The 23,638-nt window shown below is 68.0% G+C and carries 16 protein-coding genes; 10 read left to right on the plus strand and 6 right to left on the minus strand.

What is annotated here, in order from left to right:
• Positions 1-34 precede the first annotated feature (34 nt).
• The gene (locus WV31_RS00805) at positions 35-1,195 is read right to left on the minus strand and encodes a GNAT family N-acetyltransferase (RefSeq protein ID WP_085371891.1); all 1,161 of its coding nucleotides are present in this window, start codon (positions 1,193-1,195) and stop codon (positions 35-37) included.
• Positions 1,196-1,332: 137 nt separating this feature from the next.
• On the opposite strand from WV31_RS00805, the gene WV31_RS00810 reads away from it, so the two are divergent.
• Entirely contained in the window at positions 1,333-2,940 is a 1,608-nt protein-coding gene (locus WV31_RS00810; RefSeq protein ID WP_085371892.1) for an FAD-binding oxidoreductase, read from the plus strand.
• Here the strand turns inward: WV31_RS00810 and WV31_RS00815 are convergent, their stop codons facing one another.
• Positions 2,941-4,743, minus strand: a complete 1,803-nt coding sequence (locus tag WV31_RS00815; protein WP_085371893.1) for a sensor histidine kinase — start codon at positions 4,741-4,743, stop codon at positions 2,941-2,943.
• The gene (locus tag WV31_RS00820; RefSeq protein WP_085371894.1) at positions 4,740-5,606 is read right to left on the minus strand and encodes a phosphate/phosphite/phosphonate ABC transporter substrate-binding protein; all 867 of its coding nucleotides are present in this window, start codon (positions 5,604-5,606) and stop codon (positions 4,740-4,742) included. The genes WV31_RS00815 and WV31_RS00820 overlap by 4 nt, the downstream gene beginning before the upstream one ends.
• Positions 5,607-5,883: 277 nt before the next feature.
• Here WV31_RS00820 and WV31_RS00825 point away from each other — a divergent pair, with 277 nt between their 5' ends.
• From WV31_RS00825 to WV31_RS00840, 4 genes are all read left to right on the plus strand, one after another.
• Positions 5,884-8,313, plus strand: a complete 2,430-nt coding sequence (locus tag WV31_RS00825) for a helix-turn-helix domain-containing protein (protein ID WP_145980692.1) — start codon at positions 5,884-5,886, stop codon at positions 8,311-8,313.
• A gap of 78 nt (positions 8,314-8,391) precedes the next feature.
• Complete coding sequence (locus tag WV31_RS00830; RefSeq protein ID WP_085371896.1) at positions 8,392-8,979, plus strand: hypothetical protein; 588 nt, start codon at positions 8,392-8,394, stop codon at positions 8,977-8,979.
• A 152-nt stretch (positions 8,980-9,131) separates the two neighbouring features.
• A complete protein-coding gene (nifA, locus tag WV31_RS00835) occupies positions 9,132-10,811 on the plus strand; it encodes a nif-specific transcriptional activator NifA (RefSeq protein ID WP_168185823.1) in 1,680 nt (559 codons plus the stop codon).
• Positions 10,808-11,380, plus strand: coding sequence for a tyrosine phosphatase family protein (locus tag WV31_RS00840; protein WP_085371898.1), 573 nt, complete (start codon positions 10,808-10,810; stop codon positions 11,378-11,380). Before nifA ends, WV31_RS00840 begins: the two co-directional genes overlap by 4 nt.
• A gap of 7 nt (positions 11,381-11,387) precedes the next feature.
• Here WV31_RS00840 and WV31_RS00845 read toward each other — a convergent pair whose 3' ends face one another.
• Positions 11,388-13,073, minus strand: a complete 1,686-nt coding sequence (locus tag WV31_RS00845; RefSeq protein WP_237051425.1) for a monovalent cation:proton antiporter-2 (CPA2) family protein — start codon at positions 13,071-13,073, stop codon at positions 11,388-11,390.
• Between the two features lie 53 nt (positions 13,074-13,126).
• A complete protein-coding gene (leuA, locus tag WV31_RS00850) occupies positions 13,127-14,785 on the minus strand; it encodes a 2-isopropylmalate synthase (RefSeq protein WP_085371900.1) in 1,659 nt (552 codons plus the stop codon).
• A 411-nt stretch (positions 14,786-15,196) separates the two neighbouring features.
• On the opposite strand from leuA, the gene WV31_RS00855 reads away from it, so the two are divergent.
• Positions 15,197-16,840 (plus strand): sensor histidine kinase, encoded by a 1,644-nt coding sequence (locus WV31_RS00855; RefSeq protein WP_237051426.1) that lies wholly within the window; start codon positions 15,197-15,199, stop codon positions 16,838-16,840.
• Positions 16,841-16,842: 2 nt separating this feature from the next.
• Complete coding sequence (locus tag WV31_RS00860) at positions 16,843-17,292, plus strand: response regulator (protein ID WP_257788785.1); 450 nt, start codon at positions 16,843-16,845, stop codon at positions 17,290-17,292.
• 21 nt (positions 17,293-17,313) lie between these two features.
• On the opposite strand, the gene WV31_RS00865 is transcribed toward WV31_RS00860, so the two are convergent.
• Positions 17,314-18,105 (minus strand): response regulator, encoded by a 792-nt coding sequence (locus WV31_RS00865; RefSeq protein WP_085371901.1) that lies wholly within the window; start codon positions 18,103-18,105, stop codon positions 17,314-17,316.
• A 184-nt stretch (positions 18,106-18,289) separates the two neighbouring features.
• Between WV31_RS00865 and WV31_RS00870 the strand changes: the two genes are divergently transcribed.
• The 3 genes from WV31_RS00870 to WV31_RS00880 all read left to right on the plus strand — a co-directional run bounded on the left by WV31_RS00870 (position 18,290) and on the right by WV31_RS00880 (position 23,604).
• A complete protein-coding gene (locus WV31_RS00870; RefSeq protein ID WP_085371902.1) occupies positions 18,290-20,827 on the plus strand; it encodes an EAL domain-containing protein in 2,538 nt (845 codons plus the stop codon).
• Positions 20,828-20,899: 72 nt separating this feature from the next.
• Positions 20,900-22,303: a DegQ family serine endoprotease gene (locus WV31_RS00875; protein ID WP_085371903.1), complete on the plus strand. Its 1,404-nt coding sequence runs from the start codon at positions 20,900-20,902 to the stop codon at positions 22,301-22,303.
• Entirely contained in the window at positions 22,300-23,604 is a 1,305-nt protein-coding gene (locus WV31_RS00880; protein ID WP_085371904.1) for a replication-associated recombination protein A, read from the plus strand. Before WV31_RS00875 ends, WV31_RS00880 begins: the two co-directional genes overlap by 4 nt.
• Positions 23,605-23,638 lie beyond the last annotated feature (34 nt).

The raw sequence follows: 23,638 nt of genomic DNA on the forward strand, positions 1-23,638 counted from the left end.
TCTCCTGCGATGGTCGCCGCAGTCTAATCAACCCTCACCCCTTGCGGAAAGGCCCTTCCTCGGCCTGTTCGGCGATGTCCTCGGCCACCAGGGCGCGTTCATGGGCGAGATAGCGGGCCACCGGCTCGGCCAGGCCGGGATCGGCGATCCAGTGGGCGGAATAGGTGGCGGTGGGAAGATAGCCCCGGCTGACCTTGTGCTCGCCCTGGGCGCCCGCCTCGACCCGGGCGAGGTTGTTGGCGATGGCGAAGTCGATGGCCCGGTAGTAGCAGGCCTCGAAATGGAGGAAGTCCACGTGCCGCCCTCCCCCCCAGGTGCGGCCGTACAGGGTGTCGTCGCCCAGCATGTTGAAGGCGGCCCCCAGCGGTTCGCCATCGGCCTCGGCCCAGACCAGCACCACGGAATCCGCCAGGGAGGACGCCGACAATTCCTCGAAGAAGGCGCGGCTGACATAGGCGCGCCCCCATTTGCGGTTCACCACCGCCTGATAGAAGGCGTGGAAGACGTCCCAGTGGCGCGCCTTGACGTCGGCCCCAACCAGGGTGGCGAGCCGCACGCCGGACCGCGCCACCGCGTCGCGCTCCTTCCGGATCTGCTTGCGCTTTCTCGACGACAGACGCCCCAGGAAGTCGTCGAAGCTCTGGTAGCCGTCATTGCGCCAGTGGTACTGGCTGCCCAGGCGCTGGAGGTAGCCCGCCTGCCCCAGCCCTTCGTACTCGGCCTGAGTGGGAAAGGTGACGTGCACCGAACTGGCCCCGGAGCGGCGCGCCAATTCCACCATGGCCGATGCCAGCACCCGGCGGAGCAGGGCGGCGTCCTCGCCGGCGCGGACCAGCAGGCGCGGCCCGGTGACGGGGGTGAAGGGCACGGCGCATTGCAGCTTGGGGTAATAGGAGCCTCCGGCCCGCTCAAAGGCCTGGGCCCAGGACCAGTCGAAGACGTATTCGCCGAAGGAATGGCTTTTGAGGTACAGCGGTGCGGCGGCCAGCAGCCGCCCCTCGCCATCCCTGACCAGGATATGGCGGGGCAGCCATCCGGTGGCGGAAGAGGCCGAGCCGGACCGCTCCATGGCGTCGAGAAAGGCGTGGCGGATGAAGGGGTTGCCCTCACCCGCGCAGGAATCCCACTCGGCGGCGCTTACCTCCGAGATGGCGGCGGCGATGGTGACGGTCAGGGGGCGGGTTCCATCGGGCATGAGGCCAAGATGAGCATTTTCCGGAAAGATTCCAAGATACGCATGCCCGTCATGACGCAACCCGCCCCTTCGGGGAGTATCAATTCCTGTGCCGGAAATGCTATGGGAGGGCCCGCATCACCCGAACCTCGCGGATCATGAGCGCTTCCATCGACTTCTCTTCGCTGCCCTGGGCCGAGCTGACCGACGACGGCGGCAAGCCTCTGCGAGCCCGGCTGCTGGCCACCCATGACGTGGCGGACGCCGTTGCCCAGGCCGTGCGCGCCAATTGGGCGGTGATGCCGGCCGGCGGCCTGACCAGCGCCATCGGCTCCTACGACTATGCCGACGAGGGCATCGCCGGGTTTGCCGGCATCGTCGCCATCCGCCCCAAAGGCGCGCTGGCCGCCGAGATGGCCGCCGCCGGCACCGATCTGGCGGCGTTGAAGACCCATCAGGTGGCCATCGACACGGCCAAGGGCCTGGTATCGGCGGGCGCGGGCCTCACCTTCACCCAGGTCAACGCCGCCCTGGCCGAGGCGGTCGGTCCCAACGCCCGCGTTCTGGTCGACCTCACCAGCATCGGTTCGGCCTTCGTCGGCGGCGTGGTGGCCACCGGCGGCATGGGGCCGCTGCGCCTGTCGCCGCTCGGCACCCTGGACGCCATCTGCCTAGCCGATGGCGGCGAGACGCCGCGCCTGATCGAGGGCGCCGCCCTGGCCGACGTCCAGGGCATGCAGGGCTGGACCGGCATGGTCGCCGCCGCCCGCTTCCGCTATGTGGAGGTTCCCACCGGCGAGTTCGGGCTGGTCCTGCCGGTGCAGGGCTCGGACGTGGACACCATCGCCGGATTGCTGGCCTGGCTGCGCCCCTGGACCCGCGTCACCCTGCCGGAACAGGCCGGCGGCCGCATCACCGGCGAGGGTGGCGACACGGTGCTGAACGGGATCGAACTGGTCAGCCGCGATTCGCTGGAAGCCTTCATCGAGCATTCGGAAGAGCCGGCGCGGTCCAAGGCGCAGGGGCTGCTGCAATCGTGCGAATACGCCGGCGCCGACATGCTGGCCTGCCTGACCGGCTGGTCGGAACTGTCCATCGACGACGTGCTGATGAGCCTGTTGGACCCCGAGACCGAGACCATCGGCGGCGTGATGATCGATTTCGGCGTGGGCTTTTCGTCGGGCGCCGAAATGGAGACCTTCCGCGCCATCCGCGAGGGCGCCCCCGATTTGGCCCGCACCCGGGCGCGTGTGGTTCAACCCGGAAAATTGAAGCCCTGGAGCGCGTCCACCGACATCAACATCGTGCTGCCCGCCGATACCGGGGCCATCGTCGCGGTGCTGGAGGCCTATGCCGATTACCGCGGCGCCATCCGCATCCTGGCCCGCGAGCTGAAGGGCGCCGTCGAGGTGGAACTGTCGGCCTACGGCCACCTGTCGCCGTCGGGCATCGACCCCCACCACCGCGTCACCCTCTTCGCCCCCGAAGGGGCCGAGGCCGCTCTGGCCGGCGCGCGTCAGGCGGTGGCGGCCAACAAGCGCACCCTGATCCACGATCTGCTGTTCGCCGCCAGGAGCCACGGCCTGGACGTGACCGGCGGCGAGAAGGGTGCCCCGTCCCTGGTGGAGATCGCGCGGGCCGCCGGCGGCGAAGGACGCCTGCCCGAAGGCCTGAAGGCCGCCTTCGCCCGGGCGCGGGCCGCGGTGATGGCCGCCCCGGCCAATTTCAGCTTCCGCGCGCCGGCCGAGTTGCGGACGGCGGACTGATCACACCGTCTCCGGCTGGGCCATGGTGGGCAGCCACACATGCACGGTGGTTCCCTGGCCGGGCTCGGATTCCAGCCACAGGCGGCCGCCATGCATCCTGGCCACCTTCAGCGCCGAAGCCAGCCCCAGCCCGGCGCCGGGGAAGGTGGAGCGTGAATGCAGCCGCGAGAACGGCCGGATGATGGTCTGCAGGTATTGGGCATCGATGCCGATGCCGTTGTCGGTGATGTCGATGCGCCAGCCGTCGCGCTCGGGCACGGCTGAAATCGAGACCTTCGACGCCACGTCGGGCCGCACGAACTTGATGGCGTTGCTGATCAGGTTCTCGAACAGGATGAACAGCAGCACCGGATCGGCATGGACGGTGGGAAGATCCCCCACCCGGAAATCGGCGATGCTGCCGGCCGACATGGCGCGGCAATCGACGATGGCCTGTTCCACCACCCGGCGGCAATCCACCGGCGCGAAGGCGGCCATGGGGCGGTTCGAGCGGGTGTAGTCCACCAGGCCCTTGACCAGCAGGCTGAGCTGGTTGGCACCCTCGCGGATGAAATTCATGCTGCTTTGCGCCCGCTCGGGCAGATCCTCGCCGAATTCGCGGTCCAGGCGCTGGGTATAGGCCAGGATGTAGCGGATGGGCTCCTGCAAATCGTGGGAGGCGGCGAACAGCATGCGCTCCAGTTCCGCCTTGGCTTCCACCAGCATGTCGGCGCTGTGCTTTTGCACCGTCACGTCGCGGATGGACGAGCGCGAGCCCAAGGGCTCGCCCGCCCCGTCGAAGATGGGTTGCCAGGACATGGCCACCCACTGGACCTCGCCCGCCTTGGTCCGCACCCTGAACTCCATGTCCTTGCCGGACTGCCCGTCCCGGGCCGCCGCCAGGAAGTCGCGCACCTGGGGGCGGTCCTCCTCGACCACCATGGGCAGGGGAAAATCCTCCATGGCGTGGCATTCGGAAACGTCGTAGCCGGTGATGCGCTCCACCGCCGGATTGACCCAGCGCAGGCGGCCGTCCACGTCGAACCAGTTTTCCCAGGCATAGGTGTAATCGGCGATGGCGCGGAACCGCTTCTGGCTTTCGTCCAGATCCTGGATGCGCGATTCCACCGCGCTGGACATGGAATTGAAGGCCTGGGTCAGGACGGCGACCTCGTCCTTGCCTTCCAGCTTGAGCCGGATGGAGAAGTCGCCCCCCGCCACCTTGAGCGACGCCCGGGTCAGCAGGTCGAGATGCCGGGTCAGCCAATAGCCGATGGCGGCCAGCAAGGTGATGGTCAGCACCACCTCGGCCACGGCGATGCCCACGCTCTGATGCAGCAATTCCCGCCGGGCGGTGGCCAGGAAGGTGGTGTCGACCCCGTAGCGGGCCTCGCCGTAGCGCTGGCCCAGGAAGACGATGTCGAACGCGCCCCGGTATTCGGGCAGATCGGCCGACAGCATTTTGTCGGCGGGCGGAAGCGGCCCATCGGCGTCGCGGCCCCAGGCGGCCACCACCTTGCCCACGCTGTTGGTCACCACCATGTAGGTGATGCTTTTCGACGCCCCCCAGCCCTCGACGATGCTTTGCAGGGCGGCGTAGTCGCGCTCCGCCAACTGGCCCGCCAGGGTGATGTTGAACGACGCCTCCTGGGCCTGGAGCCGGGATTCGGTGCTGGCGGCCAGATGGGTCTGAATCAGGCGGACGCCGTTGGCCACCAGCAGGGTGAGCATGACCACCTCGACCACCACGCTGAAAGCCAGCAGCCGCAGGCGCAACGAATTGACCGGCTTGACCGAGGGCGGCCGTGGATAACCGAAGGTCAATGGCCCCTCCTGCTTCTGATGCTGTCCAACATCTCGGCATAGGGCCGGGCCTGGCGGATATCGGCGGCCTCCAGGGGCACCAGCCCCTCGAACCCGCCGGATTTGAAGAACGCCTTGCCGGAATCGGTATCGCCGAAACTCCCCAGCGCGGCCCTGATCGCCTCGACGGCGTCCGCCCCCAGCCGGTCATGGGCCAGGAACATCTGGTGCGGCATGCGCAGGCGGCTGGGAAAGGACGCGACCTGATCGCGCAGGTCCTCGGTAAGCTGCTGCATCACCGACGGGCTGCTGATGGCGGCGTCGGCGTCGCCGATGGCCACCGCCCGAAGGGCCGTGGCATGGCTGGCCACTTCCTCCAGAATGTAATCCTTGCCGGCCTGTATGCCGAAATCCACCGAAAGCCAGGTTTCCGCCACCACCGACAGGGCGGCCATGCGGTCGGCGGTCAGCACGCGGCGCCCCCGCAATTGCTGGGCTTCGCGCAAGGCGCTTTGCCTGGGCACCACGATCAGCGGCGTCAGTTCCTGATTGTAGCGGAACAGCGGCACATAGCCGACATCGGCGGCGATCACCCCGAAATGCGGCGCGGCCACCAGCACGTCGAACTCCTCGGCCCGGATGTCGTCGAGATAGGCCTGGAAGGACCCGGCGGTATAAAGCTCGACCGGATGGCCCAAAGCCTGCTCCAGACGGCGGCGCACGGGATCGTAGAGCTTCAGCAGGCTGAGCGTGGCGATGGTGGGCAGCAGCCCGATGCGGACGGGACGATCGATCTGTACCTTGGGACCGGCCATCGCCGGCGCCGCGGCGACCAGCGCCAGCAGCAGAATCGCGATGATGAAACGGCCCAAGCCCGGGATCATTGTTCCCCCCAACCCGTGGAGACAACCATAGCATGCCGCCCCTCCCCGGCAAACGAATTGAGCATCACGGCCACTCAACCGAACGGAGGTAATCGGCCTCCTCCTTAATCAGGATCAGGCATAGACTCTTGGAATAGGCTGAAATATTTGCACTGGCGACATAAACTATTAAAATCTGTGTTGTAGCGTGTAGGAACGGAAATTCTCTCTTCGACCAAACGTCGCAAGGGGAATCGACAGGTGGGGTTCGGATAACCTCCAGTCGGGTATATGTTGTATGAAGTTTAAGGGCGGACGGAAGGGTAAGTTTTCTCCCAAGCGCATGGCCTCGTTGCCGCGCTGGAGGAAAGCTCGTCCTGAATTCCGGGAGCCGCGGCACTTCACCCCCTTCGAACGTCTCGCCAACCTGTCCAGCCAACGCCGGGGACGGCATGCCGAGCCGGCGCCGCAGGCTGAAACCCAGCCCCTGCCCACCACGCTTCTGGCCTCGGAACTTCCGCCCTCGCTGCTGGCCGAGCGGGTGATGGGCTGGGGCCGGACTCTCCTGCGCCGTTTATCGCCGGCCGCAAAAAGCCCGACCGCAAAAGACAAGGGCGGGTTGTCCAGACTGTCCTCCGGCCTGTTGCGCATCGTCACGGCGCCTTGGACCCTGTTCGTCGACGGCATCCGGACGGCCTTCGCCCCCGTATCGGCCGAGGGCGACCGCAACAGGGGCTCCACGGCCTTCCACGCCCCGGCCCACGCCGCGTCCGCCGCCCCGTCCGGCCCGGCCATGCCGGCCGATGCGGCGCAGGCCATCGTCGCCGAAACCCTGGCCGGCCTGCCGGACAAGGGTATCGCCGAACTTCCCGCCGATCTGGCGACCCTGGCGCTTCTGCTGTCCGACCCGCTGCCCGTCGATGACTTCAAGGCGTCGGATCTGGTCCGCGACTGCTTCGCCGCCCAGGGCGCGTCGGCGGCGCAAAGCCGGGCCCTGCTGGGCGTCGCGCTCCGCCTGACGCGGGAATTCGGCCAGCCGACCCGACGGCCGCTGGCGGCGGACCGGGCCTGGCGCATGCTCGACCCCGTCACCTTCGAAGACGAGATGGCCGAGCAGCTGGAGGCCATCCGCGCCTTCATCTCCAACTGGCAGAAGACCCAGCAGACCTTCCTGGTCCTGGAATTCAGCGAAATCGACCTGATCGAATGGCTGTTCGAATGCCTGCATCCCGGCCGGCATTCCGACGTGCTGTTCGAGGTGATGAACTTCAAGGTTCTGTCCAACCGCCGCCAGGGCATCCTGCGGCGCATCCCCCACCGCGTCCGCAAGTTCGTCAAGGATTGCGGCGAGGGGCACGAGGCGGTGCTCTATGCCGCCGGGACCCGCGCCTACCTGAACCGCATCGTCACCACCCACGGCTTCACCCCCATCGTCGAGACCGCCACCCTTTGCCTGGAAGAGGTGGAGAAGGTCCTGGAGAAGCTGAAGCCGCCGCCCCTTCCGGGTCCCGCCGGCGAAGGCAACGGCCAGGCGCTGGCCCGCATCAACCCCATCAAGATGCCGGCCTCGGAACTGGCCGAGCAGGCCATCGCCGCCGCCCGCGCCCCGGCGGCGCCCATGGCCCCTCCGGTCCTGGCCCGGCCGCCTGCCGCTCCGCCGCCCGTGGCATCTCCGCCGGTCGCGCCGCAGCCCCTGTCCGCCCAGCCGCTGCCCCCCCGGCCGCAAGCGCCGTTGCCCCAGCCTCCCCAGGCGCCGGTGCCCGCCCTGGCGCCCGCGCCGCCGGCCACGGGGGTGCGCCCCGCCACCATTCGGCTGCAGCCCAAGCACATCCGCGCCGGCGCCGAACTGACCATTCCGTCGCGCTCGGCCGGAAAAATTCCGCTGGGTCCCATCTTCTCCACCGACGGCGACCCGCACGCCCCGGTCCCCGCCATCACGGTGAGGAGCGAACAGACCCGCCCCGGCGCCCGTCCCACCCGCCTGCCCGGGCCGGTCAACGCCGTCATCCCGCCCGCCCTGACGCACCTGGCCCTGCCGCCCCCCGCCCAAGCGCAGCAGCCCGCCCAGGCGCCCCAGCCTCCGCGCCCGGTCACCGGCCGCGTCAACGTGGCCCTGCCCGGCCGGCCGGCCGCGTCGCCGCCGAAGGAAATCGTCCAGGCCCAGCCCAAGGCCGCCCCCATCCCGGTACCGCCCACTCCCGTACTGGCGGCCAAGGCTCCGGCGGCGGCCTCCGCCCCCATTCCGGTTCCGCCGCTGGCCGCGCCTCCGGCGCGGGCCCAGGCCCCCATCCCGGCCCCACCCGTTCCCGTCACCGCCGCCGCCCCGCCGCCGGCGCTGGCCGAGAACGTCACCAAGCTCACCATGGTGCAGAAGCGGCGCCTGCCCATCACCCAGGCGCTCAAGCGCCAGTCGGTGATGCGGGTGCTGCGCGGCGAGGATCCCGAGGTGGTCGCCCAGGCCATCGGCATCAGCCGTCCCAAGCTGGACGAATGGGTCGACACCTTCATCGCCGCCGGCGCCGGCGCGCTGACCACCAGCCGCAAGCGCAAGTCCGAGGAACTGACCGTCGACACGCTGCGGACCAAGCTGGCCGAGGTCCTGGCCACCGCCCAGTTGATCGAGCAGGTGATGGAAGCCTCGCTGCCCCGCCGCCCCATGCTGCTGCCCGCCCCCCAGGACGGCACCGCCGAAACGCCCAAGCCGCGCTCGCACAAGAAGCGGGGCTGACCTTCCCATTGGCGGTTTCCCCTGTCTCTCGGCCGGGCTTATCCTGACCTCATGGCTTGATCCATGGGGAGAGCCGCCATGTTCAAAGCGCTTCTCGGCCTCCTGGTCCTGCTGGTCGCCGCCCCGGCGGCGGCGCAGGAGATGCCGGCCGCCACCGTCGTCCTGTTCGACGCGGTCTGCCTGACCTGCCACGAAGGCGAATGCAGCGGCCGCATGGCGCTGCGTACCGAGCGGGGCTCGGACGGACTGGCCGGCCATGTGGCCAGCTATGCCGGGCGGCAGGACGAGGGCATGGTGGGCCGGCTCAAGACCCTGATGAGCAGGCTCAAGACCGAATGCCGCATGCCGTCCCCACCGGTGGCCCTTCCCCCCGGCGGGGTGTGGGAGCCTTCGGCGCTGGCCCAGGTCACCCTTCCCGACCGCCAGAGGATGTTCGTCCCCCTGGGACGGCTCGAGCCCGGACGGCATTCCGTCGCGCTGCGCCAGGATACGGACCAGCGGCTGCGGTTGCAGGTGGTGGCCGACACCTTCGACATCGTACTGGACGAGGAAGCCACCATCGGACCGGCTGCTCACCGCCTCCATTGGACGGCGGACGAGGCCGGGGCGTATTTTCTGCGCATCCAGGGACGCACCCCCATCGGCGCCCTGCGCATGGGGCCATGAGCCCACCTACCCGCCCGGGAGGCCAAGCGGGTGTGGACGCAGGCACACCGATGAATTAAGAATTATGGAAGCAATCAAGAAAAGGTGGGGGGAGCGGGTCGCGGCGCGTCGCTGCGGCGTTGTTCCGGCGTGTTGGCCAATTGGTGGATTGAATGCGTATGACGGCCCAGAAGAGTGACGAAAGCGCCCTGCCGCTGATCGGCATCTACGAGATCAGCAAGATTCTCGGCGCCACCCTCGACCTCGACAAGGCGCTCCACGACGTCCTCAACGTGCTGTCCTCCTATCTCAACATGCGCCACGGCGCCGTGGTGCTGAAGGACGATTCCGGCAAGCCGCACCTGTCCGCCGTCACCGGCATGTCGCTGCGCCTGGCGCGCGAAGGCGTGCTGAAATATCCCTTCGCGGCGGTGGACAAGGTGATCGCCACCGGCATTCCCATGGTGGTGCCCGACGCCGCCGAGGAACCCTTGCTGGCCGAGTACATGGCCGAGAACGACGACACCCTGGAAGACGAGCGCCTCTCGTTCTTCTGCGTCCCGGTCAAGACCACCGACAAGCCGTTCGGGGCGCTTTCGGTGGAGCGTTCGTGGGACGGCGGCGCCCAGTACGTGTTCGAGCACGACCTGCGCTTCCTCACCATGGTCGCCACCCTGATCGGCCAGACCGCCAGCCTGCACCGCAAGCTGGCCAACGACCGCGAAACCCTGATGACCGACGCGGCCCGGCTGCAAAAGCGCATGGCCGAGGTCCGCCCCGTCCTGCCCATCCGGGGATTGGAGGACGTGGTCGGCAATTCCGAGGCCATGGCCCGGGTCTTCGCCCAGGTGCAGCAGGCGGCGCCGACCAAGGCCACCATCCTGCTGCGCGGCGAAAGCGGCACCGGCAAGGAACTGGTGGCGCGCGCCGTCCACGTGCTGTCGGCCCGCGCCCAGAAGCCCTTCATCAAGGTCAATTGCGCCGCCCTGTCGGAAAGCGTGCTGGAATCCGAGCTGTTCGGCCACGAGAAGGGCGCCTTCACCGGCGCGGTGGCCGAGCGCAAGGGCCGCTTCGAGCTGTCCACCGGCGGCACCCTGTTCCTCGACGAGATCGGCGAGATCTCCGCCAACTTCCAGGCCAAGCTGCTGCGCGTGCTGCAGGAAGGCGAGTTCGAGCGGGTCGGCGGCAACAAGACCGTCAAGGTCGACGTCCGCCTGATCGCCGCCACCAACCGCGACCTGGAAGCGGGCGTCGCCGACGGCTCGTTCCGCGCCGACCTCTATTATCGCCTCAACGTGGTGCCCATCTTCCTGCCGCCGCTGCGCGAGCGCTCGGGCGACATCCCGCTGCTGGCCATGTACTTCCTCAAGCAGTTCAACGAGGAGAACGGCCGCGCCATGGCCTTCTCCCACGGCGCCCTGGAGGCGCTGCAGCGATGTTATTTCCCCGGCAACGTGCGCGAGCTGGAGAACTGCGTCTACCGCACCGCCACCATGACCAAGGGCGAGGTCATCGACGAGATGGACCTGTCGTGCAAGCACGACACCTGCCTGTCGTCCACCCTGTGGCACAAGCGCAATCCCGGCGACAAGGCCGCCCCCACATTGAGCGCCCCCATTCCGGTGCCCACCGGCCCCCTGTCCATGCCGCCGCCCGCCGCGCCGCCGGCCCCGGCCCCGCCGGTCGTCGAGCCCGCCTCCGGCGACGAGGACCTGTCGGAACGCGACCGCCTGGTCCAGGCCATGGAGCGCTGCGGCTGGGTCCAGGCCAAGGCCGCCCGCCTGCTGGGCCTGACGCCGCGCCAGATCGGCTACGCCCTGAAGAAGCACAACATCGAGATCCGGCAACTGTGACCCAGACACCCCCGCTGCTGCCCTTTCCGCTGACCATCTGCGGCATCGACGAACTGCCCCGCCACGCCGGGGCGGGAATCAGCCACGTGGTGACCATCCTCGACCCCGAATGGCCGGACCCCGAGCATTTCGCCCTGTATCCGCCCCATGCCCGCACCATCTGGCGCTTCCACGACATCGTCAATCCGCAGGACGGCCAGATCCACGCCACCGCCCGCGACGTGGAAGCCATTTTGGAATACGGCGCCGGACTGAAGGCCGATGTGGTGGAACACCTGCTGATCCATTGCCACATGGGCATCTCGCGCTCGACCGCCACCGCCATCATCCTGATGGCCCAGGACAATCCGGGGCGCGAGGCCGAAGCCTTCGCCCATCTGGCGGCCATCCGTCCCTTCTCGTGGCCCAATTCGCGCATGGTGCGCATGGCCGACGACATGCTGGAGCGCAACGGCGCCCTGGTCGACGCCATGCGCCTGCACCATCACGGAATCGCCCGCCTGCATCCCGACAAGATGCCCTATCTCAGGGCCAGCGAACGCGGCTCGGAAGTTCCGCCGGAAGAGTGATCCCGGCTCACTCCTGGGGCCGGCCGTAGCGGCGGTTGCGATAGCCCTTGAGGCTGCGCTCCACCGCCTCGTCGTCGATTCCCGCCTGACGCAGCACCGAGCCCGCCATCTGCAGGCTGGCCTCCACCGTTTCCGGGATTACGGCGGTGGCGCCGATCTCGCCCAGCACCTGCTCCTGGGCGCGGTCGCGGGCGCGGGCCACGATGGGCAGGTCGGGCGCGGTCTGGCGGATGCACGAGATGGCGCGCTCGGCCTGACGGGCCTCGTTGACGGTGATCACCGCCGCCCGGGCCTGATTGATCCCCACCGAGCGCAGGATGCCGCTCCGCCCGGCGTCGCCGTAATACACGGGAATTCCGGCGGCACGCGCTTGCGCCACCCGGTCGGCATCCATGTCCAGCGCGATGAAGGCGATGTCGTGCTCGGCCAGCAGGCGGGCGATGGCGCGCCCCACCCGCCCATAGCCGGCGATGATCACATGGTCGGCCAGGTGGCTGGCCGAATCGGGAATGGGGTCCCCGCCCCGTTCGGTGGGAGAGAGGCGGAACGCCAGACGCCGCCCCAGGGCGGCCAGCGCCGGAGTCAGCACCATGGACAGGGCCACGCTGGCCACCAGGGCCTGACCCAGATTGCCGTCCAGCAGCCTCAGTTCGGCGGCGCGGCCGAACACCACGAAGGCGAATTCGCCGCCCTGAGCCAGCAGGAAGCCCACCCGCAGCCCGTCGGCCCACCCCACCTTCATCAGGCGGCACAGCAGCACCAGCACCAGCGCCTTGACCGCCATGGTTCCGGCCGCCAAACCCAGCACCAGACCCAGCCGCTCGGCGACGAACGGCAGGTTGATGGACATGCCCACCGTCATGAAGAACAGGCCGAGCAGCAGGCCGCGGAACGGCTCCATATCCGCTTCCACCTGATGGCGGTAGCGGGAATCGGCCAGCAGCAGCCCGGCCAGGAAGGCGCCCAGGGCCATGGACATGCCCGCCTCGCCGGTGACCCAGGCCACGGCCAGGACCAGCAGCAGGTTGGCGGCGGTGAACACCTCGGGATTGCGGGCGCCGGCGATGAAGCGGTAGGCGGGGCGCAGCAGAAAGCGCCCCACCACGAAGATGGCGGCCATGACCAGCACCACCTTGCCCCCGGCCAGGGCCAGAGCCTCGCCCACATGGCGGCCCTCGCCGGCCAGCAGCGGCAGCAGCACCAACACCGGCACCACCGCCAGATCCTGGAAGATCAGCACCGCCACGGCGATGCGGCCGTGATGGGCCACCGCCTCGCCGCGCTCCACCAGGATGGCCAGCACGGTGGCTGTGGAGGAAAAGGCCAGGGTGAAGCCCACCACCAGGGCCACGTTGACGCCGAGATCGAAATAAAGGGCGATGGCCAGGATCAGGGCGGCGCTGGCCGCCACCTGGGCCAGCCCCAGCCCCAGGATGTAGTGCCGCATGGTGCGAAGCCGCGACAGGGGCAGTTCCATGCCGATGGAAAACAGCAGGAACACCACCCCGAACTCGGCCAGCGGGCGGGTGACCTCGAGATCGACCACCGGGCCGGGGGTATAGGGCCCCAGCACGATGCCCGCCGCCAGATAAGCCAGCACCGAGGGAATGCCGAAGCGCCGGAACAGCGGCACCAGCACCACCGCCGCCAGCAGCAGCGACAAGACATCGAACAACGCTTCCGACCCGTGCACGCGAACACTCCCCGGGATAAGTCCGGGGAGTGTAGCCGTATTGGGCCGTTCCCTTAAGCCCTGTTCAACGCGCTCACCACCGCCTTCAGCGAGGCCATGGTGATGGAGGAGTCCAGCGCCGCGCCATGGACCGAGCCGCCGTTTTCCCCGGCGATCTCCACATAGGCGGCGGCCTGGGCCTCGGAACCGGCGCCCACGGCGTGCTCGTGGTAGTCGCGCACCTTGACCTTGCGGCCCAGCCCGGTTTCGAGGGCGTGGATGAAGGCGTCCAGGGGGCCGTTGCCCTTGCCCTCGATGCGCTTCTCGACGCCCTTGTCACGCACGGTGGCGGACAGGACGCGCACCCCGTTGCGTCCCTCGGAATGGGTTTCGTATTCCACCAGTTCCAGCGGCCAGTCCTTGAAATAGGTCTGGGAGAAGGCGGCCATGATCTCGCCCGAATCCAGCTCGCGCCCGGCCTTGTCGGCCACGGCCTGGACCACGCGGGCGAAGTCGATCTGCAGCGGCCGGGGAATCTCCAGCCCGTGGTCGCGCTCCAGCACGGCGGCGATGCCGCCCTTGCCCGACTGGCTGTTGATGCGGATCACCGCCTCGTAGCTGCGGCCCACATCGGCCGGGTCGATGGGAAGATAGGGCACCTCCCACACCGGGTCGTTGCCCTTCTTGCGCGCCGTGAAGCCCTTCTTGATGGCGTCCTGGTGCGAGCCGGAAAAGGCGGTGTAGACCAGTTCGCCCGCGTAAGGGTGGCGGGGGTGGACGGGCAGGCCGGTGCAATGCTCGGCGGTGCGGCGCACGGTGTCGATGTCCGAAAGATCCAGCGCCGGATCGACCCCCTGGGTGTAGAGGTTGAGCGCCAGGGTGACGATGTCCACGTTGCCGGTGCGCTCGCCGTTGCCGAACAGGGTGCCTTCGACCCGGTCGGCTCCGGCCATCACCGCCAGTTCGGCCGCCGCCACGCCGGTGCCCCGGTCGTTGTGGGGATGGACCGAGACGATGAGCGAGTCGCGGTTCTTCACCGTGGCGCAGAACCATTCGATGACGTCGGCGTAGATGTTGGGGGTCGACATCTCCACCGTGGCCGGCAGGTTGCAGATCATCCTGCGGGCGGGCGTCGCCCCCCAGGCCTCGGCCACCTTCTCGACGATCTCGACGGCGAAGTCGGGTTCGGTGCCGGTGAAGCTTTCGGGCGAGTACTGGAACACAACCTCGCCACCGCTGCGCGCCGCCGAAAGCTCGCGGATGAGGCGCACGCCGCCCAAGGCAAGGTCGATGCAGCCCTGGCGGTCGATGCCGAACACGATGCGGCGCTGCGCCTCGGAGGTGGAGTTGTACATGTGGACGATGCAGCGCTTCGCCCCGTCCAAAGCCTCGAAGGTGCGGCGGATGAGGTCCTCGCGCGATTGCACCAGCACCTGGATGGTGACGTCGTCGGGAATGTGGCCGCCCTCGATCAGGAGGCGGATGAAGTCGTAATCGGTCTGCGAGGCGGCGGGAAAGCCCACCTCGATCTCCTTGAAGCCCATGCCGACGAGGGTCTTCCACAAGGCTATCTTGCGGTCCGAGCCCATGGGGTCGATCAGCGCCTGGTTGCCGTCGCGCAGATCGACGCTGCACCACATGGGCGGCGTGGCGATGACGGCGTCGGGCCAGCGGCGGCTGGCGAGACGGATGGCGGGATAGGGGCGGTACTTGGTGCTGGCGGCAGGCATCATAGCCTGGTCCTCCTTGGAATCGTTGCTGCTGATATGGGGAGCGCGGCCAGGATTTGCGGCCGCCGGGCGGCCGCGAATGACCTTATGCCCGGCGACCGCAGGTTAGTCGCAGCAGCAGCAGGCCGGCGAAGGCCGGAGCGAAAACCGAAGGAGAGGAGGAGAAGAGATGAGACATGTGAGCGAACCCGACCCGAAGGCTGAAACCACGAAAACCCGGAACCGTCCTTACGATTCCAGGGTGGATAGCAGCAGCAGGGCGTTCTTCGCGTTGGTCATCATGGGACTACACTGCCCGATACGTCCGATTGCGGTCAAGTCATAATACGTCGGCTATATTTGGACGTGTCGCACGTTGCGGGAATAGGCTAGACTCGCTCCAGACAACCAACGCCCGGGACCGACGGATCGGCCATGTCCGCTGACGGCGCCACCCAACAGCATTCCCAGACCGACAGGCAGGCGGTGACCTATCGGGTCGCGGTCACCATGACGTTGACCGCCGTGATCTGGATCGCGGCATCCACCTGGATCTCGCGCCTATACGGCGATTATCGCGAGGTGCAGTTACGGGGCCAGGCCACGGCCCTGGCGGTCACCTCGGCCGGGGCGCTGAGCACCGCGCTGAACCAGCGCCTGGCCCAGGTGCGGGGACTGGCGGCCTTCGTCGCCGTCAAGGCCGCCGAGAACCAACCCGGCGAGATCGACCGGGAATTCCCGGTCTTCGCCGCCTCCTACTACCAGCAGGTTTCCGGCATCCGCAACATATCGGTGGCCCCCGGCTTCGTGGTCGGGCTGGTCTACCCCGCCGATTCGGGCAATCTGAAGGTGATCGGCAACAACCTCCTGGAAGACAGGCGCCCCGGCTTCGCCGAGGCGGTCAAGCGGGCCATCCAGACCCGGGATCTGGTGGTCCACGAGCCGGTGGAGATGATCCAGGGCGGTGCGGGATTGCTGGCCCGCCAAGCCGTCTTCGTCGGCGACCATCCCTGGGGCGGGGTGGGCATGGCCTTCTCCATCGCCCCGATGCTGGAGTCCAGCCGCACCGGCATGCCGGCGGGCTATTCCTGGGGTCTGCGCACCGCCGCGGGAAACCATGTGGGCGGCGACGGACGGACATTCGACCGGCAGCCCGTCTCGGTCCACATCGACCTGCCCGACGGATACTGGGAGTTCGCCCTGGCCCCCGAACGCGGCTGGAAGAACGCCGTGGCCGACGAGGCGGAAATGACCGCCCTGTACTTCGGCCTGCTGATCATCGGCGTGGGACTCCTCAGCCTGACCTGGATCGTGCTGCAGCGTCGCGAAACCCTGGAGCGGCTGGTGGAAAGCCGGACCCGCGCGCTCACCTCGGCCAACCGGGAACTGGAGCGGTTTTCCTTCATCGTCGCCCACGACCTGCAGGAACCGCTGCGGTCGATCCTGTCCTTCAGCCAGCTGGTGGAACGCGGCCTGTCGGAACAGCTGACGGCCGAGCAACGGGGCTGGCTGACCGGGCTGGGCACGGCGGCGCGGCTGATGCGCAGCCTGCTGCATGACGTCCAGATCTATCTGGGCGAGAACAACGCCCCCCTGCCCCGGCGCCGGATCGACGCCGGCGAGGCGCTGGCCATCGCCCAGCGCAAGCTGAATGCCCGAATCAAGGAAACCGGCGCCGTCATCGAATCCGCGCCGCTCCCCACCGTTTGGGCCGACCATCACCGTCTGGCCGAGGTCTTCGCCGCCCTGATCGGCAACGCCATCGAGTACCGCTCGCCCGACCGCCCTCCGGTGATCCGCCTGTCGGCCCGCGACGAAGGCCCCTTCCAGATCATCAACGTCGCCGACAACGGGATCGGCATTGAAGATTCCTATTTTGACCGTATCTTCGAAGTGTTCCAGCGCCTTCACTCGCGCGCCGCCCACCCCGGAACGGGAATGGGGCTGGCAATCGCCAAGAAGATGGTGGAACATCTGGGCGGAACCATCCGGGTCCGCTCGGTCGTGGGCGAGGGCAGCACCTTCTCCCTGGTCCTGCCGACGGCTCCGCCCAAGTCCGTCAATATTCGATCGGAGTGATTGTGACTGAAGTCAGCGAGCAGCAATTCAAGGTCATGCTGGTCGAGGATGATCCGGGCGACGCGGGCCTGGTCAAGGCCGCTTTCGCCACCAGCCGCTTCACCTGCCGCATCGAGCATATTTCCGACGGGGTCGAGGCCATGAAGCGCCTGCGCGTGCTGGCCCAGGAGGGGCCTTCGTCGCTGCCCGACCTGATCCTTCTCGACCTCAACATGCCGCGCAAGAGCGGGCACGAGGTCCTGGCCGAGATGAAGGCCGACAACGACCTGAAGGACCTGCCGGTGGTGGTGCTGACCACTTCCGACGCCGAGCGCGACGTGGCCGCCGCCTATCACAGCGGGGCGTCGGGCTTCGTCACCAAGCCGGTGGACGTGGACGCCCTGTTCGAATCCATCCAGGGCATCCTGGAATACTGGTTCGGCCTGATGCGGCTGCCGGCCAACCGGCCTTAGGCAGCCGCCCCCTCCCCGCCCTCAGATCAGGAACAGGTTGTCCAGCGCCTTGAACAGGTCGTCGGCGAAGCTGGCGCCCTTGAACAGCACCGGAACGCGCTTGGGCAGCAGCTTCAGGATGTCGTCGTCCTTGTCCAGGCTGGTGATCACCGCCAGGGGGATGTTGCGGGTGGACGGCATGGCCGACAGCGCCATGGCCAGGTCGATGCCTTCCAGATCGGGCATCATGGCCGAGATGATCACCAGATCGGGCTTGGTCTCCACCACCATGGCGAAGGCCCGAAGGGAATCGGCCATCAGCGAGACCCGGTAGCCGCATTGCTGCAACTCGCGCTCGACGAAGCGGGTCTGGGCGCCGTGGGGCATGACGAGGAGCACCTCGACATTGCGGATCTCGATGTCGCCCAGGTCGAAGCCCAGCTTGGCCGGAAGGGCGCGCACCAGGGCGGCGGGATCGGTGTCGGCGGCCTTGCCCTGGGCCAGGCGGATCATCAGGTCGAAATAGCCGGCGAGGTCGTCCCAGATGCGCGGAGGCGTCACCTCGGGGGTGTTGGCCAGATATTCCTCCAGCCGGTGGGCCACGGTGGCCAGACGGTGCATGGCGAAATTGGCGGCCTGGCCCCGGAACTGGACGGCGGCGCGGCGGCAATCGGTCACCAGCTTGCGCATGTCGCATCGCCCATTGCGGGCGGCATCCATCTCCACGTCCAGGGATTGCAGGGTCTCGGTCAGTTCATCGACGAATTCCAGCCGCAGCTGCTCGACGACTTCCTGGGCACTCCGGCCATGGTGGCCATTCGCAGAATCCGACATTTATCCGAATCCGCCTTTCATTCACGGGATACCAACCCGAACACCCGGGGGGCAGTCTAGCCGAGACGGCGCGGTATGACCATGGTTTTACGGCCCGGTCATCGCCCATGGGGAGTTGCGCCGTCCGGCAAGTTGGTGGACACTCCATATCGGGCGCTTACCTTATTGCAGGATCGAGATTTCCGTGTCCTCCGACCAGACCATCGACCGCATCGTACAGAAGACGCTGCTCAACTGTTCTCCGTCCGCAACAATTCTCGAAGCCGCGCAGATCATGGCGGCGGCCCATTGCTCCTCCATCGTGGTGGTCGATGACGGCAAGCCGGTCGGCATCTGGACCGAGCGGGACGCCCTGGCCGTGGACCTCACCGATCCCCAGGCCTTCCAGCGCCCCATCGCCGAGGTGATGAGCGCCCCGGTCAAGACCATCCATTATCAGAGCACCATCGGCGACACCGGCATGCGCTTCAAGCTGGAGGGCGTGCGCCATTTCGTGGTGATCGACGATGCCGGCGACGCCATGGGCATCGTCAGCCAGAGCGACGTCATCCTCGGCCACGGGGTCGAGCACTTCCTGGTGCTGCGCCCGGTGCGCTCGGCCATTTCGCGCCCCATGGTCACCATTCCCGGCGGCGCCAGCCTGACCGAGGCGGTGAACCAGATGCACGCCGCCCGCGCCGACGCCGCCATCGTCCTGGGCGACGAGCACACGCCCCCCGGCATCATCACCGAGCGCGACGTGCTGCGCCTGATCGCCGGCGCCGGCACCATTCCCCCCACGGTGGGCGAAGTGGCCAGCCGCCCGTTGCTCACCATCGCCGAGGATGATTCCCTGCTGGCGGCGCGCGCCATGCTCGAGCAAAAGGGCATCCGCCACATCGGCATCGCCTCCGCCGCCACCGGCGCGCTGATGGGCCTCTTGTCCTTCTCGGACATCCTGGCGACCCTGCAATACGAATACGTCCACCGCCTGGACGAGGCCCTGAGGGAGCGTGACGCCGCCCTCTTACGCTCGCGCAAGGACCTGAACCTGGCCCGCAAGGTGATCGAGGCGTCGCTGGACGGCATCATGATCGTCGATGCCGCCCAGAGGATCGAGTTCGTCAATCCCGCCTTCACCCACATGACCGGCTACACCGCCGAGGAGATCATCGGCCAGAACCCCAAGGTCCTCAAATCCGGCCATCACGACGAATCGTTCTACAAGCACATGTACACGGTGCTGTCCGCCCAGGATTACTGGCAGGGCGAGATCTGGAACCGCCGCAAGAACGGCGAGATCTACCCCGAATGGCTGACCATCAACGTCATCCGCGACGATGCGGGCGAGATCACCCAGTATGCCGCCATCTTCAGCGACATCACCGAGCGCAAGAAGACCGAGGAGCGGATCAAGAACCTCGCCTATTTCGACGTGCTGACCGGCCTGCCCAACCGCCGGCTGTTCACCGACCGCCTGCAGATCGCCATCGCCAACGCCCATCGCCACGGCCATCAGCTGGCGATCATGTTCCTGGACCTCGACCTGTTCAAACGCATCAACGATTCGCTGGGCCACGGCGTGGGCGATCAGGTGCTGGTGGAGACGGCGGCGCGCATCAGCCATTGCGTCCGCGAAGGCGACACCGTGGCGCGCCTGGGCGGCGACGAATTCACCGTTCTGCTGCCCGAACTGGACCATCTGGAGGATGCCGCCAAGCTGGCCGAGCGGGTGATCGCCCACGTCAAGCAGCCCTTCATCGTCGACGAGCACGAGCTTTACGTCACCACCTCCATCGGCATCGCCGTCTACCCCGAGGACGGCGCCACCGTCGAGGTGCTGATCAAGAACGCCGACACCGCCATGTACCGGGCCAAGGATCTGGGCCGCAACAGCTACCAGCTCTACACGGCGGCCATGAACGCCCGCTCGTTCGAGCGCCTGACCATGGAATCGGCGCTGCGCCACGCCCTGGTGCGCGACGAGTTCCGCCTGGTCTATCAGGTCAAGGTGGATTCCGAGGACGGCCGCATGTCCGGCGTCGAGGCGCTGGTCCGCTGGCACCACCCCGAGATGGGCCTGGTGTCGCCGGTGGACTTCATCCCCCTGGCCGAGGCCATGGGGGTGATCTCGGATATCGGCGAATGGGTGCTGCGCACCGCATGCCGCCAGTGCAAGCACTGGATGGATCTGGGCCTGCCGCCGGTCCGCATCGCCGTCAACGTCTCGGCCCAGCAATTCGTCGAGACCGACGTGCCCGAGGTGGTGGCCCGCGCGCTCGCCGAAACCGGCCTGCCGCCCCAGTATCTGGAGCTGGAGCTGACCGAGACGGTGCTGATGCAGCGGGTCGACGAGGTGGTCAGCGTCCTGAAGTCGCTGCGCGCCATGGGCGTGCGCATCTCCATCGACGATTTCGGCACCGGCTATTCCAGCCTGTCCTACCTGAAGCGCATGCCCATCGACGCGCTCAAGGTGGACCGCTCGTTCGTCAACGACATCTTCGACGACAATTCCAAGGTCACCGAGGACGGGGCCGAGATCGTCTCGACCATCATCAATCTGGCCCACAACCTGAAGCTCAAGGCCATCGCCGAGGGCGTCGAAACCCCGGAACAGGCCGAGTTCCTGCGCTCGAAGGGCTGTGACGAGGTCCAGGGCTACCTGATCAGCCGCCCGGTCTCGGGCGAGGACCTCATCAGCCTGTTCGACCGCAACCTGCTGCCCCAATCCAAGGATTGCTGACGGCGGGCAGGTGACGGAACGCCGGATGCCCCTATATAGTCGGGGCGTTCCTTCTGTCTTGAGCGGGCTTTCATGACCATGGTTCTCAGATCCCTTGCCGCCGCCCTGGTGATTTTCGCCGCCGCCCCAGCGGCCCAGGCCCAGACCCAAGTGGTCCCCACCTCGCGCGAGCAGGTGAAGCTGACCTTCGCGCCGGTGGCCCGTCAGGTGGCGCCCGCCGTGGTCAACATCTATACCAAGCGCGTGGTGCGCGCCGCCGCCTCGCCGCTGCTGGCCGACCCGTTCTTCCGCCGCTTCTTCGGCGACGTGCCGGGCATGGCCCAGGAGCGGGTGCAGCGATCCCTCGGCTCGGGCGTGATGATCGCCGCCGACGGCACCGTGGTCACCAACCACCACGTCATCAAGGACGCCGACGAGGTCACCGTGGTGCTGTCCGACCGCCGCGAATTCGAGGCCCGCATCGTCGGCTCCGACGACCGCACCGATCTGGCGGTCTTGAAGATCGACGGCGGCAGGGAAAGCTTCCCCACCCTGGTCCTGGGCGATTCCGACGCCATCGAGGTGGGCGACGTGGTGCTGGCCATCGGCAATCCCTTCGGCGTCGGCCAGACCGTGACCCAAGGCATCGTCTCGGCCCTGGCGCGCACCAATGTGGGCGTCTCGGACGTCCAGAGCTTCATCCAGACCGACGCCGCCATCAATCCCGGCAATTCCGGCGGCGCCCTGGTGGACCTGCAGGGCCGCCTGATCGGCATCAACACCGCCATCTATTCCAAGGACGGCGGCTCCAACGGCATCGGCTTCGCCATTCCCACCGCCCTGGTGCGTCAGGTGGCCGCCTCCATCGCCAAGGGCGGCAAGGTGGTGCGGCCCTGGCTGGGAGCGTCGGGGCAGGCGGTGACCGCCGATCTGGCCCAGGCCCTGAAGCTGGCGCGCCCCATCGGCGTGCTGATCAACCATATCCACGGCGATTCGCCGGCCGCCCGCGCCGGCCTGATGGACGGCGACGTCATCGTGGCGGTGGAAGGCCGCGAGGTGGACGACCCCGAAGGCATGCGCTTCCGCCTCGCCACCCTGCCCATCGGCAGCGACGCGCGCCTTACCGTGCTGCGGGCCGGGGCGGAGAAGACCGTCAACGTCCGGCTGGTGGCGCCGCCTGAGAACCCGCCGCGCGACAAGACCGAGATTTCAGGCCGCAATCCCTTCGCCGGCGCCACCCTGGTCAACCTCAACCCGGCTTTGGCAGAGGAAATCGGCATCAATTCCGGCCTGACCGGCGTGATGATCTTCGCCATCAAGCGGGGCTCGGTGGCCGGCCGCCTGGGGCTGCAGCCCGGCGACATGCTCCTGAAGGTCAACGAGCGCCCCGTGGCCACCGTCGCCGACGCCCGCAAGCTGCTGAGCGTCGAATCGCCCCGCTGGGCCATCACCATCAAGCGCAACGGCGAGGTGATGAGCCTGGTCCTCGGCGGATGACCTCGCTGTTCGACAATCCGGCGGCCCCGGCGTCTGGAGATCGGCCCCTGGCCGAGCAATTGCGCCCGGCCAACCTGGAGGAAGTGGTGGGCCAGGGCCATCTGCTGGCCCCCGCCGCGCCGCTCGGCCGCATGCTGGCGGCGGGACGCCTGGCCTCGGTGATCCTGTGGGGGCCGCCGGGCTGCGGCAAGACCACCATCGCCCGGCTGCTGGCCGAACGGGTCGGGTTGTATTTCGAGCCCCTGTCCGCCGTATTCTCCGGCGTCGCCGACCTGCGCAAGGTGTTCGACGCGGCGGAAAAGCGAAAACAGACCGGTCGGTCGACCTTGCTGTTCGTGGACGAGATCCACCGCTTCAACCGGGCGCAGCAGGACGGCTTCCTGCCGTTCGTGGAGAACGGCACGGTGGTGCTGGTGGGCGCCACCACCGAGAACCCTTCCTTCGAACTGAACGGCGCGCTGCTGTCGCGCTGTCAGGTGCTGGTGCTGCACCGTCTGGACGACGCGGCGCTGGACCTGCTGCTGGAGCGCGCCGAAGGCGTGCTGGGCCGGCCTTTGCCGCTGGATGCGGATGCGCGAGCCGCCCTGCGCGCCATGGCCGACGGCGACGGCCGCTACCTGCTCAATCTGGCCGAGGATCTGGCGGCGCTGCCGCCCGAACCCATCCTTGATCCGGCGGGGCTGGCGCAAGCGGTGCAGCGCCGCGCCCCGGCCTACGACAAGGACCGCGAGGGCCATTACAACCTGATCAGCGCGCTGCACAAGTCCCTGCGCGGCTCGGACACCGACGCGGCGCTCTACTGGATGGCCCGCATGCTGGAAGGGGGCGAGGACCCGCTGTTCATCGCCCGGCGCCTGACCCGCTTCGCGGTGGAGGATATCGGGCTGGCCGACCCGGGCGCCGTCACCCAGGCCATCGCCGCCTGGGACGTCTTCGAGCGTCTGGGCAGCCCCGAGGGCGAGTTGGCCCTGGCCCAGCTGGTGATCTATCTGGGCACGGCGCCCAAGTCCAACGCCGCCTACATGGCCTACAAGGCGGCCAGGAAGGCGGCCAAGACCACCGGCTCGCTGATGCCGCCCGCCCACATCCTCAACGCGCCGACCAGGATGATGAAGGACCTGGGCTATTCCAAGGGCTACCAGTACGACCACGACGACCCGGACGGCTTCTCGGGCCAGAACTACTTCCCCGACGGCATGGAACGCACGCGGTTCTACCGGCCGGTGGAACGCGGCTTCGAGCGCGAGATCAGGAAACGGCTGGACTACTGGGATAAGCTGCGCATGAAAAAGGGGGGCTGACGCCCCCCTTCACAATGTCGGCCTACCGGAAAGC

It is taken from the genome of Magnetospirillum sp. ME-1, from assembly GCF_002105535.1.
Lineage (GTDB): Bacteria > Pseudomonadota > Alphaproteobacteria > Rhodospirillales > Magnetospirillaceae > Phaeospirillum.